The sequence below is a fragment of the Chryseobacterium sp. GP-SGM7 genome (assembly GCF_049166575.1).
Lineage (GTDB): Bacteria > Bacteroidota > Bacteroidia > Flavobacteriales > Weeksellaceae > Chryseobacterium.
On record NZ_JBMHFF010000003.1, the window covers coordinates 104,144 to 121,112 of the forward strand.

15 protein-coding genes and 1 pseudogene are annotated in these 16,969 nt (G+C 33.4%); 4 read left to right on the forward strand and 12 right to left on the reverse strand.

Translation table 11 applies throughout. The features are described from left to right. Positions 1-57 precede the first annotated feature (57 nt). From ACOOWA_RS12850 to ACOOWA_RS12890, 9 genes are all read right to left on the reverse strand, one after another. Positions 58-894 carry a toprim domain-containing protein gene (locus tag ACOOWA_RS12850; protein ID WP_421375736.1) on the reverse strand — a complete coding sequence of 279 codons (837 nt, stop codon included), beginning with the start codon at positions 892-894 and terminating at the stop codon, positions 58-60. Positions 895-1,316: 422 nt separating this feature from the next. After that, entirely contained in the window at positions 1,317-2,384 is a 1,068-nt protein-coding gene (locus ACOOWA_RS12855) for a hypothetical protein (protein ID WP_421375738.1), read from the reverse strand. Between the two features lie 54 nt (positions 2,385-2,438). Continuing rightward, a complete protein-coding gene (locus tag ACOOWA_RS12860; RefSeq protein ID WP_421375739.1) occupies positions 2,439-2,660 on the reverse strand; it encodes a hypothetical protein in 222 nt (73 codons plus the stop codon). Positions 2,661-2,684: 24 nt separating this feature from the next. After that, positions 2,685-3,245 carry a hypothetical protein gene (locus ACOOWA_RS12865; protein WP_421375741.1) on the reverse strand — a complete coding sequence of 187 codons (561 nt, stop codon included), beginning with the start codon at positions 3,243-3,245 and terminating at the stop codon, positions 2,685-2,687. Between the two features lie 82 nt (positions 3,246-3,327). Next, positions 3,328-3,579, reverse strand: coding sequence for a DUF3853 family protein (locus ACOOWA_RS12870; RefSeq protein ID WP_421375743.1), 252 nt, complete (start codon positions 3,577-3,579; stop codon positions 3,328-3,330). Then, positions 3,560-4,120 (reverse strand): hypothetical protein, encoded by a 561-nt coding sequence (locus ACOOWA_RS12875; RefSeq protein WP_421375744.1) that lies wholly within the window; start codon positions 4,118-4,120, stop codon positions 3,560-3,562. The genes ACOOWA_RS12870 and ACOOWA_RS12875 overlap by 20 nt, the downstream gene beginning before the upstream one ends. A 16-nt stretch (positions 4,121-4,136) precedes the next feature. Further along, positions 4,137-4,400, reverse strand: a complete 264-nt coding sequence (locus tag ACOOWA_RS12880) for a helix-turn-helix domain-containing protein (RefSeq protein ID WP_421375746.1) — start codon at positions 4,398-4,400, stop codon at positions 4,137-4,139. A gap of 246 nt (positions 4,401-4,646) precedes the next feature. After that, positions 4,647-5,492, reverse strand: a complete 846-nt coding sequence (locus ACOOWA_RS12885; RefSeq protein ID WP_421375748.1) for an RteC domain-containing protein — start codon at positions 5,490-5,492, stop codon at positions 4,647-4,649. Between the two features lie 46 nt (positions 5,493-5,538). Continuing rightward, the gene (locus tag ACOOWA_RS12890) at positions 5,539-7,242 is read right to left on the reverse strand and encodes a helix-turn-helix domain-containing protein (RefSeq protein ID WP_421375750.1); all 1,704 of its coding nucleotides are present in this window, start codon (positions 7,240-7,242) and stop codon (positions 5,539-5,541) included. A 275-nt stretch (positions 7,243-7,517) separates the two neighbouring features. Here ACOOWA_RS12890 and ACOOWA_RS12895 point away from each other — a divergent pair, with 275 nt between their 5' ends. From ACOOWA_RS12895 to ACOOWA_RS12910, 4 genes and pseudogenes are all read left to right on the forward strand, one after another. After that, a complete protein-coding gene (locus tag ACOOWA_RS12895; protein WP_421375752.1) occupies positions 7,518-7,739 on the forward strand; it encodes a hypothetical protein in 222 nt (73 codons plus the stop codon). 201 nt (positions 7,740-7,940) lie between these two features. Continuing rightward, positions 7,941-8,324: pseudogene (locus tag ACOOWA_RS12900) on the forward strand (MauE/DoxX family redox-associated membrane protein); the annotation flags it as partial. 87 nt (positions 8,325-8,411) lie between these two features. Next, positions 8,412-9,458, forward strand: a complete 1,047-nt coding sequence (locus ACOOWA_RS12905) for a hypothetical protein (RefSeq protein ID WP_421376381.1) — start codon at positions 8,412-8,414, stop codon at positions 9,456-9,458. 34 nt (positions 9,459-9,492) lie between these two features. Beyond that, positions 9,493-9,762 (forward strand): DUF6520 family protein, encoded by a 270-nt coding sequence (locus ACOOWA_RS12910; RefSeq protein ID WP_421375754.1) that lies wholly within the window; start codon positions 9,493-9,495, stop codon positions 9,760-9,762. A gap of 50 nt (positions 9,763-9,812) precedes the next feature. Here ACOOWA_RS12910 and ACOOWA_RS12915 read toward each other — a convergent pair whose 3' ends face one another. The 3 genes from ACOOWA_RS12915 to ACOOWA_RS12925 are packed head-to-tail and all read right to left on the reverse strand — an operon-like array spanning position 9,813 to position 16,660. Further along, the gene (locus ACOOWA_RS12915; RefSeq protein WP_421375756.1) at positions 9,813-12,281 is read right to left on the reverse strand and encodes an alpha/beta hydrolase family protein; all 2,469 of its coding nucleotides are present in this window, start codon (positions 12,279-12,281) and stop codon (positions 9,813-9,815) included. Next, a complete protein-coding gene (locus ACOOWA_RS12920) occupies positions 12,271-13,650 on the reverse strand; it encodes a RagB/SusD family nutrient uptake outer membrane protein (RefSeq protein ID WP_421375758.1) in 1,380 nt (459 codons plus the stop codon). The genes ACOOWA_RS12915 and ACOOWA_RS12920 overlap by 11 nt, the downstream gene beginning before the upstream one ends. A 4-nt stretch (positions 13,651-13,654) precedes the next feature. Continuing rightward, a complete protein-coding gene (locus ACOOWA_RS12925; RefSeq protein ID WP_421375760.1) occupies positions 13,655-16,660 on the reverse strand; it encodes a SusC/RagA family TonB-linked outer membrane protein in 3,006 nt (1,001 codons plus the stop codon). Positions 16,661-16,969 lie beyond the last annotated feature (309 nt).

Here is a 16,969-nt window from a genome sequence, read left to right on the forward strand (position 1 = left end):
CTATTTTTAATTATAATATGTAAAAAAGCTTTAAAGAAGACATTTTCAAATAAAGAGTTAAGCTTGTTTACAGTACCATTCATTCAAATCTTTATGGTCTCTGTAAATCAGTGAACAATCTTCGGTATTTTTATATTGACTTTCAATTTTGGATTTAACCAATTTTCCATTGGAATCATTATCTAAAAACAAGGAAATTTTATTGTACTTTTTCAATTCACTTTCAATTTTAAATAGCATTGCGGTAGAATTTAGAATCAGAAAATCTACATTTAGTTCTGTATTCATATCTTCAAAAGTTAGGTAATCGAAGAAACCTTCAAAAATTATAATCTCGTTGTAAACATTCGGTTGCGTTTTTATCAATGTCACATCCTTTTTACCCAGACAAATCTTAGAATACTTATTTCTGATTTCTACTCCACCGGAATTATTATAAAAACCAATTCCAAAAAACCTTTTCCCGTTTAGTTTATAATGAATTTCTTTTACGAGATGCATTTGCTTATCCACTTTGCGAGATACCAAATATTGAATTAATGCAAAATGTTTTATTTCATTCACTTTTAAGATTTCATATTCCTTTTCGGTTTCACTTTCAATATTCTGAATTTTATTTTGGCTGGAAAACTCAAACTTCTCTAAATATTTTAAAGCTTCCGAAACAGAACATTGATTGATTTGCTGTACAATCGAAATAACATCGTAACTCCTTCCTGTACCAAAATCAAAAGCCTTATTTTTCACATAATCCACCGATAAACTTGGTATTTTTTCTTCTCTATCCAAAGCGAAATAGAAAGCCGTTTTTTTGTTATTCTTTACAGGTAAAAGGTTGAAAGATTCTAAAACAGTTCGAATATCTACTTTTTGTTTAATTTCTTCACAATTCATTTTTTTCTTTTTTAAAGCAAAATTTTTCGTGGCACTTTTCCTTTTAGATAAAAAAAGACTTTTCAATTATTTTTATAATATACTTTTAGCCTTTCGCCGTACGTTCGACTAACAAAGGCATACTTTAATATTTGAAATGAGTGCAATTCCGAATCTTAAATCAGCGTAATTCCGAAATTGGAAGGAGCTCAATTCCGAAATAATCGGAATTTATAAATGAGCGTAATTCCGAAATAATTTTTGTTAGTATTTATAACTGTCTTCAGTTATTAACATTTTTGATCAATTATTGATAGTATTCGGGCCTTTTCCAAATTGGAATGAGTGCAATTCCGAAAATATCGAGTTCAACTCCTCTACTTTAAGATATTTTTAACTTCAGCCACCTCAATTCCGAATTTCGAATGAGCGCAATTCCGAATTTAAATGATGATCGGATAACTATTAGGTAGTAGTTTTCCTGTTCTACTTTCCTGATATAATTCGATAATAAATTTCTGAATTTCTTTCAAGAAGTCTGAACCTTGAAATAATGTAGACTTTAATCTTCTAAGTCTACAATTTTTTATAAATCGCTTAAAAGATTTCTCAATCAGTATTCGTGTCTGCGGTATGTTGCGATACTGATGAAAAAACTGCATCATTTTATCTTCATCTAATCCAAATCTTTTACGGAAATAGCTTAATCTTTTACTGATTTCAGATATTTTAGAAGGGTATTCCGATGGTTCAATTTCAGAAATTACTTTGATTTTCGCAGGAATGATTGAAATTAAATCTGCTTTATATCTGTAATTAAAAGACAAGTTATTGTATTGATTTAAATTTTGTCTCGCAGGTTTTAGAAATTTGAAACAAAAGTCATTTGCTGTTTTATAATTAAGCCCAAACTTATTGTTGAATGTAGAAAGTTTAAGTGAGGTTCCGTTTTCCGGTATTTTAGAAAGCCAAATTGCGAAAATTATATGTTTGTTGTTTCTCACATTATATACTAAATTGTACAAAACATAATTGTACTCTGGAATGACCAAGAGTTTTTTTAGCCAATAGCTACTTACCAAAAAAGTCGTATAACCCCGTTTGTCATAACTAGGTGTAGAAATTAAACCTCCAAAAGTTTTAATTTCTTTACCCTGTGAATTCAACGACTTATACCAGCCCATTTTAAATTTTGTCAGAAACTCATAAGCACCGATGACTTGCTTTGTCGAGCCACTAGGTGAAATTTTACTATTCTGAATTTTGACAGAAGCAAAAACATTGTTACTTGTTTCAAACTCTTCATCAAAAAGAGAAAGTTGTTTTGGTCGATCTTCAGGACGGAACTGCTCACTACTGATAATCGAAATGAGGTTAAAAATAACCCTCAGAGCATTAACAGGAATATCAGCTGCCTCCGCATCATCAAAAATAAAATCATCTACGAAATGATTTCCAAGCCGGATTCTATCGTGAGTGATTTTGGACTTTATCTCAAAATTTTTGCGCACAACTCGCAAATTCTTTTCTGGAGTAACCATATTATTGAAGAACTTTTGTCGATCTTAAAGCAATTTATTTTTTTCACTCTTGAGCATTTTTGAACCGTCAGCAATGGTGTAATAAATAAAAGAATTTATTCCCGCCACTTGAAAAACTCTCTTTTCAGCTTTTCCAAAATTTAAAATCCTTACTTTTTGGATTCCTTTATATTCGGCAATGACTCCTTTAATGTTTACTTTTTGTCCGAGTTTTAAATCGGATATTCTCATTAAGTTATATTTCATTTTTTGCATTTATTAATTATACTTTTAAAGCTCAGGACGTTTTATGTTTGGGATGCTTTCTATAGAAGTTGAGCTCTTTTCTTGAGAATTTTTCATATATGGCAAAGCACTTTTTAAAGTAGCTTTCCAATTGCCTATAGGTCGGTTTGAAGAATTCTTCCACCCATTTTTAACCCAGATGCTATACTTTTCCGTAATATTTGAATCAAGATTACTTTCGTAATTTTCCAGTGTTTTGACAAACTCTATCACATCGTATAAAGAAGGTATATTGATATTGCCTTCATTAATGTTCGCAGGTTTAAAAGAAATTTCTTCACCAGTAGGTTTTAAAAACTGTTCTACAGTCGTTGTATTTTGTTCTTGTATTTTATCTGATATGAAATCAAGGCGATAATTTAATAACAAACGATAATAACAAGGTACTCCGTTGGCTGACTGAAATTCTATAAGTCCTTTAGTGTGCAGTTTTTCTTTAGTAGATTTTACTGTTTTGGCAGTCAGTCCTAGAGCTCTTCCAATTTCAATGTCTGAAATCTTAAAATCGTATCGGTCGTGTTCATAACCAGTTTTTAGTAAATACAAATACAGCGAAATTTCCGACGCGCTTATCTTTGCACTCTTGTTAAACTCCCAAAATCGCTGTATTAATTCAAGGTAGTACATCTTATTTTTGAGCAAAAAGCTGCAAAGCTTTTTCCTTATCTATGATGATTATATTACCCTTCTGAACAATGGCCTCATCCAATATTCCAGTGGATTTTATTTCAGAAGCTTTTGAAACCGAACACCCAAGAATCTTCGCCAGTCCCTTTAATCCATATTCATACTTTTTTTCATAGATGAAACTTTTTGAAATTTCTAAAAATTCTCCGACAGTAAGCTGCCATAAAGGTGTTTCAAGATTTATTTCCTTCATAGGTTTTAGTTTGAATATTATTTTTGATCTTAGAGATCCAAATTCTAGCTGCAGAGCGCCAACATTTCATTGGCTCTTCATTACACAATTTCCAATCTTTGGACTGATAAGTAGAATAAAACCTTTTAGCATCTTCAGACAACATATTCATTTCATCAAAATATAATTCAACTTCATAGTGCTGTGGAATATAAAATGAGTTCCCTTCATCTTTAGACATCCTTTTGCGTTCACGTCCTTTTAAATCTAAAGTTTCAAAATCTACAATCTCAATCGAACTCCCCTTATATGAATTGTAAGTGGGAGAATAAATTATAAATCCTGCATTATGCATTTCTTTTATACACTTATGATAAGTTGCAAAAGATTTAATCTTGCTAAGCCTCATTACCTCTTTTCGACAAATACGAAAAGGACTTTGAAATTTATTTATACTCCACAATTCGAAAAGTGCAACATAGAGACTTATATGCACTGGTTGCATCTGACTGTCTTTTATAAAGCTTGAAAAGTAACTGATGATTTTTTCAGATTTTTCCATAATTCCTTAATATGATTTAATGTTTGAAATCTTTCAAAACCTTCTCGATATCTTTATAATTGTAATACAATGTGCCTCCAATCTTGCTGTAAGAGAGAGTTCCGTTAATCCGTAGGTTTTGTAATGTCCCTGAGGAAATATTAAGGAGCTTCTTAACTTCGGATGTTCGAAGCCATAATTTCTGTTCAGTTACATTATTCTGCAGTAAAATTTTGATCCCTTCCAACAACTCAATCTTAAATTGTTGAAGGTCTTCTTTAGTAATGATAGATATTGCCATAATTCGAAAATTGTTTTGTTTGACAAATTTTCGAAATCACGCAAAACATCTTTCGGTAGTTTATCGGTACTACCGAAAGATTTTTTTTATTAAGTACTTTAAATAAAATATGTATTCAGAGAGATTTTATAAAGTGAACTTGATGATATTAGAACATTTAGAAGGTTGAATAGTTATAAAATTTTATGATTTGCTATAATTAGATATTTTTCGGTAGTTTATCGTACTACCGAAATGGAAAAGACCTTAAATATCCAAATCATCTAAATGCTGATTAAGATTTTGTTGAAGTAAATTTAAAAATTTAGACCGTTCGTTTTTTCTTATTCCAATCTCGCTTAAAGTCTTGTGATAGTTTCCTAAACTAATATCAAAAGATTTTTCTGCCCATCTAAAAATTTCGGTTAATTCCGTGTGACCAGCGTTAAAACAATTACTAAGATGCAAAGCATATAGCAGCTCAGTTAAAGCCACTTTTGATGCGGACCAAATTAAAGGTGATAAAATTTTACCCTTACTGTTGTTTTCACTAAGATTATCAATTGACTCTTTTAAATATTGATCGAATAACTTATTAGCGATAAATCTTGCTATTATATGATCGTGAGATGTCGTAAAAGTTGTATCAAAATTGTAAAACCCAAAAGATAGCTTCATTTTTAAATCATAAGAATTTCTTACAAATATTTTATGGTCAAGGTAGGTAGCATCCCTTCGATAATAGCTGTAAAATTCTGATTGTTCAGTATAGAAATTTTTAAGCTTTTCCTGTTCTGTCTCATAATATTCTTGGATTATCTTATTACTTCCATTAGGTCTGTGCGATTCAACATCAAGTATTGTAGTGTAATAAATAAATTTTGAAATAAACTGAGGTTTTAATTTCTTGAAAAAATATATTTCTTGTGCAATTGTTTCAAAATGATGAGGTGAAATCATTTCTTTTACTTTTCGTACAGCCTCATCAATTATAATTAAAGATTTTTCAGCAAGTTTGACTACATCAATATCTTCGTTATAAACTTTACTGATTTCGATTTCTAAATCATCATGTAATTGTGTAATTTCTTTAAAAATTGTTTTTGTTACCATGTCCTTTTTTAAGAAATTTACAAAAAAACGTTTATTGGAGCCATATTCAGGCTAATCCAAGCTCTTGTTTACGCTTTTTTATATAATCGGACGGACGGATCCCGTTGATCTCGAAGAAAACCTTTGAAAAGTTTTGTCTGGCTACAATTCCACACTCCTCAGCTAAAGCGTCTAAAGTAAAATTTAGGTACTTATTGTTCGTGTTTAATAGATTAGTTATATGGTTGATACGTAACTCGGCGATGTATTTATTAAAGTTAACCCCTTTATTTTCATTGATATATGTTGACAAGTATTTTGAGTTGGTATTGAACTTGGTGGCTAAGCTCTGTTGTGTTAAATGCTTTTTGGTAAATTGGAGATCCTTTTCGAACTTCTCGAGTTTAATTTTGATTTCATCTGATAATTCAGGCGTAAGAGTAGACTTTCTTAATGAGTTATCAGCGGGTTCATCTGCTTTTTTATCCACTTGCGAATTGTTAGTGTCCGCTATTTTTTGTTGCAATAAGTCATATTTCTTTTTTATTTTCTGATCTTTAACATATTTGTATGTAAGAATTGTAAATGCAACTGATCCCGTTAAGATTAGAATATTTGCAAACAACATATTATGTCTAGCTGTTTTCTCAATATTTTCTTTCTCCTGGATCATAGAACTGCGATCGTAATCTTTATGTAATTTATTTGATAAGTAGGGATAATCTTTTGTAATTAAGCTGTCAGCTTTTAGAAGCTGATTTGTGTAATAAAGCTGTTTATTAACATCTTTACCTTTATAATAATTAATTAGATAATTATAACTTCTATAAACCTCTGGTAGTATAAACTGTTGTTTTTGAAAAATTGAATCAATTGCACTATAATATTTTATTGTAGCCGGCATCTGATTTCTCGCTTCAGAAATTTTACCTAGGTAAAAATAGATTACAGAAGACCATGCAAAATCATTTCTTTGCAACAATATGGGCAATGCTTGCTCTAAATACTTTTGTGCCTGAATATAATTTTTTTTGTGAAATTTTGAAATTCCTTTGCATTTCAAAAAGTAACTATTTTCAATAAGAAAATCTTGATCATATTTTGTTAGTTGATATCCTAATTCGCTTAGACTATCGCTTTTTACAAAATTTTTCAGATAGCGGTTAACAATTGTCATATGATGCAGTGAATTGTAATAACCTTTTTTGTAATTAAAAAGCACATTTTCATGCATATTACTATTCATCTTACTATTGTAGAATTCTGCACAATCTTTAAAATGTTCCAGCGCTTCATCATAATAGCCTAGATGTTCTTTTACTATTCCGAGATGATATACGACTTTGTAATGATGATAGGCATCTTTTGAATGCTTTGAATATTCATAAGCTTTTAGATATTCATTTAGAGCTAATTTATATTTCTTTTGATAGAAATAGTATATTATTCCTTTGCTGAGATAGTCCTTGCTTATGTCATCTGGGCTATTAACCTTCCTACTTACTGCTAATGCACTGTCAGCATACTTCATTTTGTTTGCAAAATCAAACTGCCTTCCGTCTCTGTATCCCTGAAGGAGTTTTGGCAAGTTATTCTCTGTCTTTGCTTTTTGAATATATATCTTAACAAATGGCATTGCTCTAATGTCATCAATGGTCATTTTTTGATAATTTTCTCTAATCTCCCAGAAGGTCTTGTCTTTTTTTTGCTGTGAAAATATGAGTTTAGAAAATGCAAAAAAGAAGACGAGAAAGTAATTGAACTTTTTCATATGCTATTATTAACGCCTCACCATCTCAAAAATACGCATTTCGCCTATAAATACTGCCTTTTTTAACGGATTACAACCGATTTAAACATTGATCTTACATAAGTCTGATTAATAATACATTATCGTTAAAAATTACATGGTACTATTCGAGAATAGTGACGTAACTATTTTAAAATAGTACCGTAGACCAGTTTTTTTCTTGCCACTTGCCAAATAACTTTGGCTTCAGAATTCTAAAAGATCCGACGTCGGGATAATCAACAAAAATTATTACAATGAAAAAGTTTATCCCCTTTTTAAGCATAGTGATTGGAACAATTTCACTTCAAAACTGTGCGGAGAGAGATGAAGATATCATCTCAACAAACAATGAAAAATTAGAAATAAGAAGCGATGCGTATATGAAATCCGATTCCGCCAAATCAGCAGAAGAAATCCTTGACCCAGATCCACCTGTCAGAGACGGTGATAATTGGCGGACTATTAATAAAAAATAAAATTTTATAAACTATGATTCCTCATACATCCATATCAGTTGTCACAGGCTTACCATGTCCGGAAAGCGGCATCTGGGAAAGTATGGGGAATTTCAGAACAACAATATCCCTTTTAAAGGGGGAACTAATGCCTGACTATTGCGGTAAAGATATCAAATGGAGATTGATACAGGTCTGTTAATAACTAATAAAACAAAAGCCATGAAATCTTTTCAGACCATTTTTGTCCAAGCTGTTTCGTACTTCTTTATTTTGTTATTTATCTATGCGAGTGTTAGCAAATTACTTGAATTTGAGAATTTCCAGGTTCAATTGGCGCAATCGCCGCTCATAAGTGCATACGCAGAATTGATATCTTATACTGTAATAATTACGGAATTTATTATTGTAACAATCCTTTTATTTCCAACACTGCGAATACTAGGTTTGTATTTATCATATGGAATTATGGTTTCTTTTACGGCATATATTTACTTAATATTAAATTATAGTGATTATATACCATGTTCTTGTGGAGGAATATTAGAGAAAATGTCGTGGAACCAGCATTTAATATTTAACATTGCGTGCGTTCTACTAGCGGCGGCTGCAATCTTCCTGCAACAATCAAAAATAGTTTTAAAGTACACAATTGTTAAAATTGTCGGTCTTACAGTTTTATCTTCAGGAATTATGATATTACTTTTTTTAACATCGGAGCACATTATCAAAAAAGAGAATAACTTTATCCGAAGATTTCCTCAACACACTATAAAAGAAGACCAATCATATGACTTAAAAGTAAACTCCTATTATATTGCCGGAGTATTTAAGGACACTATTTATCTGGGAAATACAACTTCTCCATTTCTGCTCACTAAGATTGATGAAGATTTAAAAGCAACCAGAACAACTTACTTAAATCCCGATAAAGATTTAAGATTTAGAGCTCCAAAAATCGCTGTTGCTGATCAATCATTTTATTTATATGACGGAACAATTCCTATTATTTTTAAAGGACTTGTTAGTGATCCAAAAGGCAAGGCAAAAACTTTCAGTTATCAATATGCATTCTTCGATCAAATAAAGCCTATTAATGATTATCAACTGGTTATCAGAACTCAGAATAATGATAATAACAGAAAGATACAGAATAATCAGAATGTCTTAGGTTTATTATCTTTTCGACCTTTTGAATATCTAATCTTAAGCCGAGATGCGCTCCAAAAGAAAAAAGACGGAGTTTTCGATACCGACGGTCAGCTGTTGTATGATCGGAATAATGAGATGATCTATTATTTCTACTATTACCAGAGTAAAATCCTACAGTTTGACAAAAGTTTACAGTTACTCAGCGAACAAAAAACTATTGACCATAGTATATCAAAAGTTCCGGAAGTTAAAACCTTAAGCAACGGAACAAAGAAAATAGCAGTTCCTGCTCTACCAGCTAATCAAAATATGACAGTTTATAAGGGGATTATTTTTACCCAGTCAAATTTAATGAGCAAACTAGAAACAGCTTCTCTTTGGAAAAAAAACAATGTTATTGATGTTTATAATATGAATGAAAGCGAATATTGGGGCAGCATTTATTTACCTAATCCTGAAAAAGAGAAAGTGCATCAACTCTTAGTGTACAAAAATTATCTATATGTTCTTATAGGAAAAAAAATTGTGAAGTACCGTATTGCGCAGACGTTGACCGATCAGTTTAAACAGGGGAAGCCGAAAACCTGATTAAGAGTAGGCAACCATCATAAATATTTAAGCAATGAAAACGATTAAAACATCACTGCTTCCAATTGCAATCCTACTAATCGGAGCTGGAAGCGCTTTTGCAACAAACCTGTCAAAAGATGCCAAACAAGCCTTAAGACCAGGTCACGTAATTAGAGAAGATCAGCCTGAACAATGTCAAGACGCCGGAATTGAGTGTCAAGATACAGGTTCAGTAATCTGTACGGTTAATCTCGGAATGGGATCAGAACCGGTATATGAGAAAGTTGGCAGCACTTGCGTCAACAATCTATATTTTAATTAAAAAAAGAAGGGATGCACGGCGTGCATCCCTTCTTTAATTGTTAACAATTATTATTTCTTATTCATACGATCGATCCAATCTACTCCCAATCCTTTGAGGTAATAATCAAGCCAATCGCTGACTTTTGTAAAAATATCGACTTTAGATTCAGTTTTCTGAAATCCATGTGCTTCATTAGGATAAAACAAAGCTGTAACCTTTTTATTATTTCTTTTCAAGGCTAAATAAAATTCCATGGTCTGCTCCCAGAAAATATTCTGGTCTTTCATTCCTGCCCACAGTAACATTGGAGCTGTAACTTGTTCTGCAAAATAGACAGGACTATTATTTATATAGAGCTGCTTATCTTCGAAGAACGATGAAGGCATTCGATATTGTCCATTTTCATACTGAAAATAAAAAGGACTGTAAAAATTATAGTTATAGGAAAAGTAGGATCTGATTAAATCGCTGTTTCCCCCACCTGCAAGATATGTTTTAAATCTATTTGATTGGGTTGCAATAAAATTAGTTTCATAACCACCATGTGAGAAGCCAATGAGGGCAACATTATCAAAATCTATAGCCATATTATTTTTTAAAGCATCCATTCCCAGTTCTACTGATTCATAAGCTGAATAACCTGTCCCTTTTTCACTATATATAATGTCAGGCAAAAAAACAAAGTATCCCCTTTTAAGGTAGTATCTCTCATTGAATGCATCTGTAGTTCCTGAAAATCCATCCGTTAAAAACTTGTTACGCAATTTGCTTTGATTCTCATATATATTTACAATCATGGGATATTTTTTGTTTGCATTAAAAGCTAGTGGGTATAATAAAACTCCCTGAAGATTTTTTCCTTCATTTGTCTTGTAACTGTATAGTTGAGACCGAATATTTGGAGAATCTTTATCGCTCTTATTACTGTCGTAAATAACATTACTTTTTTTACCGAAACTTTTTAATTGTGGCGGTAGATTAAAGTCTTCTGCAACATAACAAACTTTAGAAAAATCAGTACTCCATTTAATTGTGCTTATACGGTGGGATGTCTTTTTCTCAATATAAGTCACTTTTCCTTTACTAATCATAGCAATTCCAGTTGAATAATCAGGATACATTAGGTTCACAATAATTGATTTTTGCAGATCAATCCAGTTCCTATAGAACAATACATTTCCGCCGATGTTCTCTTTATTTGAATTAACAACCTCAACTTGAGAATTAGGTCCGAAATTTATTCTTTCAACCTTGTTATCTTTTATATTATAAATCGCTATACCTCCTAGTTCTTCAAATAGAATTGCATCCGAATCTTTAGAAAAGATTGGTTTTGAAGATTTAAAATCCGGTAATTCTTTACTCTCTGAAGTCTCTACATCAATAAGAATCCACTTTCCTAAAACTCGGGATAATAGATATTCTCCCCTCCTATCCATCGTTTTGAAACTGCCGATTTCTCCTATATTAGTATATGTTCCTTTTCCTAAAGCGTATTTAAAAACCGGATAAGTCTTCTCGCGTCCTGTAAAGTCTTCATTAACAAATTCATCAAAACAGATTATATGGCTACTGTTATTTCTCAGATTGAGATAGCTTGTACATTTCTCATTGCGAAGTTCATTAACAGAATTAGCAGAAAGATCCCAAACAATATCCATCTTCTTCTTGTCATAAAATTTAGTTCTCAGGTCATTAGCATTACCATACCATATATCTACAAGTTGTTTTGAACTGTCTTTTTCAACCCACGCATTTATTACAATACGATTTGACTCGTCGATAGATAGCGCCTTGGCTTCACTAATTTTTTCAGACCAATAATCCGACAGCCTCTTAACTTGTTTGTTTTCCAAGTCGTAATAACAAATTAACACTTGTTTTGATCCTGAAGATTCTTCTGTAAACAGAATACCTTTTTCAGAAATAGTTAAAATTCCAGTAATTTTTTTATCGTGATTGAACAATAACTTTTTCCCCAAATTTCCATAATACAATACGAAAAACTCTTTATTGTTGTTAGATACAATTACAGCGGACTGATCAACAATATTGAGTAGTGTTACATTTCGAAATCTTTCCTCTTCAATACCATTCTCGTCAAGAACCAATACATCGTTTTGTTGAGACAATTTCTGAAACAAAATAAATTTTTTCTGATTCTCTAGGAAAGACCATTGCTTTATTTCTTTGTAATTTTTTTCTTTCTTAGCTCCAATATCATACCTGACAACATCATTATTTTTTTGATATAAAATCGAACTATTTGAGGCGAAGTAAAACTTCCCGACTCCCCATTGCTCGAACAACACTTTATTACGCTTTTTCGCATCAACCACAACCAATGTGTCGTTACTATGCTCATACATTTTCTTGAAAGCTGCCCAATGGCCGTTATTAGCAATTTGTTGAGAAGTAATCTGGTAAAGTTTATTCTGAAAATCGGGAGGAATTTTCGATACCTGATGCTGTGAATATAACAAAGCACTACACACTACAAAGAAGCATAAGTATCCGGTTCCACTTCTAATAGCCATCGTTTTGTGGATTTAGGTTCGGATTTAGAATCAGTTCATTTTGAGGAATAGGCCATACTTTAAAATATTGTTGCCAATTAGGTTTTACTGTAGAAAGAGACTGTAATTGATTATTACGTTTCAAATCAAAGAAACGAAGCCCCTGTTCAGCAAAAAATTCTCGTCTTTTTTCTTTCAACAATTCTTCCAAAAAAGCTTCTTTCGTTAAAGTTCCTGCGATGCCGGATACGTCCGACCTATTTCTAATTGCATTGACAAAGGGCGCTGCTTCTAACATTCTATTTTGTTTCGCTAATGCTTCCGACAGAACAAAATACACTTCTTCAACCCTGATAATTACAGAATATTCATCGGGATTGGTCAAATTATTCTTGTATTTGCTATTTCTAAAAAAAGTATTTCCTGAACCATGAATTGCTGTTATCCAATTTGCTTTTCTTTTATCAGTATTTTCAAACGAACTGACCAGATTTTGACTCAAGGCATACGCCGGCGGGGGCGCTGCAGAGAAATAAAAGATTCCCGTTTCCAACACAGACTGATTAGCGTTCAATGGCTTGAGCTGCCAAAGGATATTTGAACTACTTTTTTTAAATACTTTTGAAACGTCCTGTTGGATTGCGTAAAGCGGGTTTGAAATAATTTCTTTGCATACCAGCTCTGCATCCCCCCACTTTTCAGCTTCCAAAAAGATATTGGCCTGAACAAGCTGTGCCGCTTTTTTATTGAAATATATACGCTCAGAATTTCGATAAGCATCTTCCAAAAGCCCAACAGCTAAAGCAATATCTGACTGAAGTTTTATAAGTAATTCCGACGAAGGCACCTTTGGTAACTTCCTGTTAATTTCATAATCCGTAGTAGTTGTGTACGGAACCGAGCCATAAATTCTTTGCAGCTGAAAATAAACTATAGTTCTAATTGCCAGCGCTTCTCCTTTTATTCTTCTCCTATCCTTTTCGGTGATGTTATCGGATGCATCAAGACCTTCTATGATAGCATTAGCAGTATAGATTTCCTTATAGGCGTTGTTCCATACAGATAATATTACAGAATTGGATGCAACTACCTGATTGAAGTATATATTTAAGTTATCGATGGACGAAGGCTGAAAATATGCATCTAGGTCATCTGCATAGGTTCCCAGTAAGGCACCTAATCCTTTGTTTCCGCCTGAAAGCATAGAATTCGCTTGCATTTCCATATAGAGATTATCCAACGCAGCATTCGCGGTATTGACATCAGCAAAAACCTGTTCTTTTGTAATCTGATTGATAGGCTCATCCACTTCAATCATTTTTTCACATGCTATCAGTAAAAAAATACAGATGGATAACAAATACATATAAGTTAATTTATAATTTTTCATGGATTTAAAATTTTAATTGAACACCAAAAGAATAAGTTTTTAGTGGCGGAAGATAGCCTGCAAGCACAAACTCTGGATCAAGTCCGAAATATTTGGTGAGCGTCCACAGATTCTGCCCCTGCACATAAAATATAGCTTCTTTGACAACATTGCTCTTTAAAGGAATTGCATAATTAACCTGTACATTCTTCAACCTGATAAATGAGGCGTCACTTACAGTAGCAGTACTATTTCTCAGATTATTAGTCAGTGTGTTGTTTAATGCAGTTGTTCCAGGATCATACGGCATAATTACGCCCTCTAAATTATCAGGTGACCATACATTGATAAACTCGACAGGCATATTAATCAACGTTCCCGGATTCGCCATATTTCTATAATAGTTCCAATTGTTTTGTTTTACAAACTGAAACAGAAATGAAAAGCTTATATTTTTAAACTTCACATCATTCTGCCATCCTCCAAAATATTTCGTTCCCAGTTCCCTGATTGCTTGTGCGTCATCCGGACTTGTGATCTTGCCATCTCTATTGTAATCTGTGAAGACATATTGCCCCGTCTGCGGATTAATACCTTCGTAATTATATAGCTTAACAATATTAGTTGGCATTCCCACCACATAACTATTGGCATAGGTGGAACCTTCCAAATCTGGAAAAGACATTAGCTTTGTATCAGGGATGCTAATATTAAATGACGTCTGCCATTTCCAATCAGAAGATTTTATCGGAGATGCATTTAATTGAAATTCCCACCCGGTATTCTGTACAGTTGCGTCCAGATTTGCCTGTATCGAAGTGAAACCTGTCGTGCCCGGCAGAGGGACGCCTACAAGCTGGTTAGTTGATCTATTACGATAGTAAGCTGTTGTTAAACTTATTCGATCTTTCAAGAATCCAAGTTCAAGGCCTGCTTCAAATTTGGTTGTTTTCTCCCAACTGAAATTAGGATTGTATAAGCGTGAAGGGTAGAGTCCAATATTACCATTATACGGACTTCCACTGACAGTGTACGAATCAAGATATTGATAATCTCCTATAAAGTCGCTTCCTGTTGTTCCGATGCTTGCTCTCAATTTTCCAAAACTCAGCCATTTATTTTCTTTAAGAAAAGATTCCCTGCTAAAAAGCCACGCTGCACCTACAGCTCCAAAGTTGGCAAAGCGGTTATTCTCTCCGAACCTGCTCGATCCATCACGGCGTGCAGTCAGGTTAAGAATATACCTATTCTTATATTGATAATTGACCCTTCCGAACAAAGATGCATACCGATATTCATTTCTGCTATCCTGCGGAAAAGTTTTAATTGTAGCAGCCGAAAGATTCTGCATTAGAGCATTACTGGCAAAACCTACTCCGACCATGGATGTACTTTTATTGACAGTCTGCTGAAATGAAGACCCGATTAAAACATTCAACTCATGCTGCCCCCAAGATTTCAAATAATTAGCCTGAGGCTCGACGATGTACGTGAAAATATCATTCTTACTTCTCGATGTTGATGAATCATTTGACGTTCTACCAAATGATGGATTTGACATCGTGTGAGGCTTAAGAAGATATTCTTCGAGAGTTTGATAATTTATTCCTGCATTTAGTTTCAAAGAAAGCCCTTCAATAAACTCATATCCTAAATTTAGATTTTGATTAAACTGATAGGTTTTATTCTTATAACTTCCGTATAGGCTCGCCAAAGGATTTGTAAAAGTATTGTCTTCCCAGTTTAAATTTCCAAATGCATCGTATAAGGCAGGCGCGACCGGACTTAAATTTAGAGACTGATTGGTTAAATCGGACTGTACGACATTATTAGATAATGCAGCAAATGAGTTAGAGCTAGTCAAATTAAATTTTCTGTCCTCAGACTGATACATAAAGTTAGAGTTCAATAAATTAGTTTTGTAACCAAAATCAGCAGGAAAGACGGTGGTCTGTTCACTGTTTTGTGCACTTATCAAAAAGCTGCTTCTTTCCCCACCTCCACTTACACTAATTTGAACCGTTCGCAAATCTGCCCAATTTCCAATCAGCTCTTTTTGCCAATCCGTATACCTATTTTGATTCCACTTTCCATTGACATCATAAGCTGTAACAGGATATGTCGTCACTCCTGCATTATTATAAGCCTGCCTCCTCATAGTGAGGTATTGTTCCGTGTCCATCATTTCCATTTGGCTGGCAACTCTGCTAATGCCGTAATTAGCATTTAATAATACCGATAAACTTCCCTTCCTTCCCTTTTTTGTTGTCACCAAAATAACGCCGTTCGCTCCCCTGGAGCCATAGATGGCGGTTGCATCAGCGTCTTTCAGCACTTCAATACTCTCGATATCATTGGGATTGATATTATTTAGTGGATTAATACTTTTAAAGGGAATAACGGTTGCTGAATAATTAGAAGTTATTGCGCTACCAATAGGAACTCCGTCAATAACATATAATGGTTGATTACCATCTGTTCCGCTATTCTGTAGTGTCCTTAAACTGTTGCGTCCCCTTATCTGAATGTCATACCCCCCTCCAGCAGTACCTGAATTCTGAGTAATGGAAACCCCCGGCATTCTTCCCTGCACTGCCGATAAAACATTTCCTACCGGTTGATTTTCTATATCTTTTGCTGACACTTTGGCAATACTGCCGGTGCTTTCTCTGTCTTTAACCTTGTAGTAGCCGGCGTTGAGAATAACTTCTTCGATTCCCTTTACTTTTTGTTCTAAACTGATATTAACGACGCTCTGATTAGTGATGGTAAATCTTTCTTCTGCATAATCAGGGTGTCTGAATAATAGGATGGGATTTTCAGCTGAAACCTTTATCGTGTAGGTTCCGTTATTAGCGGTCATCGTGACCTGATCACTCCCCTCTTGGGAGATAATAACTCCCGACAATGGTTTATTAGATGAGGTGACGGTACCGGAAATGCTGCGTGTTTGGGCTTTTGAATTGATGCTGACAGTGGTTAGCATAAGGCCGAAGAAAATGCCTCCTATATGATAATAGGAATTTTTCATAGATTTGTAAAAGTTTTTAATCGTTAAATTAATTACTAATCTGCTCTTTCCCTATGTCGTCAAACTTTATGGGAAGGGGCTTTTTTGTTTTTTTATTTTGTAATTAATGTGATAGATTCATCGATGGATAAAACTTTCCTGATGCCCTTTGGTATGAAAAAGGACTGGTGAGGCTCTGCAAGCAGTGACCGCAAGGCACCGGAAAGAATTTAATATGAATGAAATCTGTGTCCCAAGTGAGCTTTTTAAAGCCTCAATAGGTTGTACCCTCCTATTGTATCGTATAATCTGATACTATTTAGTAAGCGG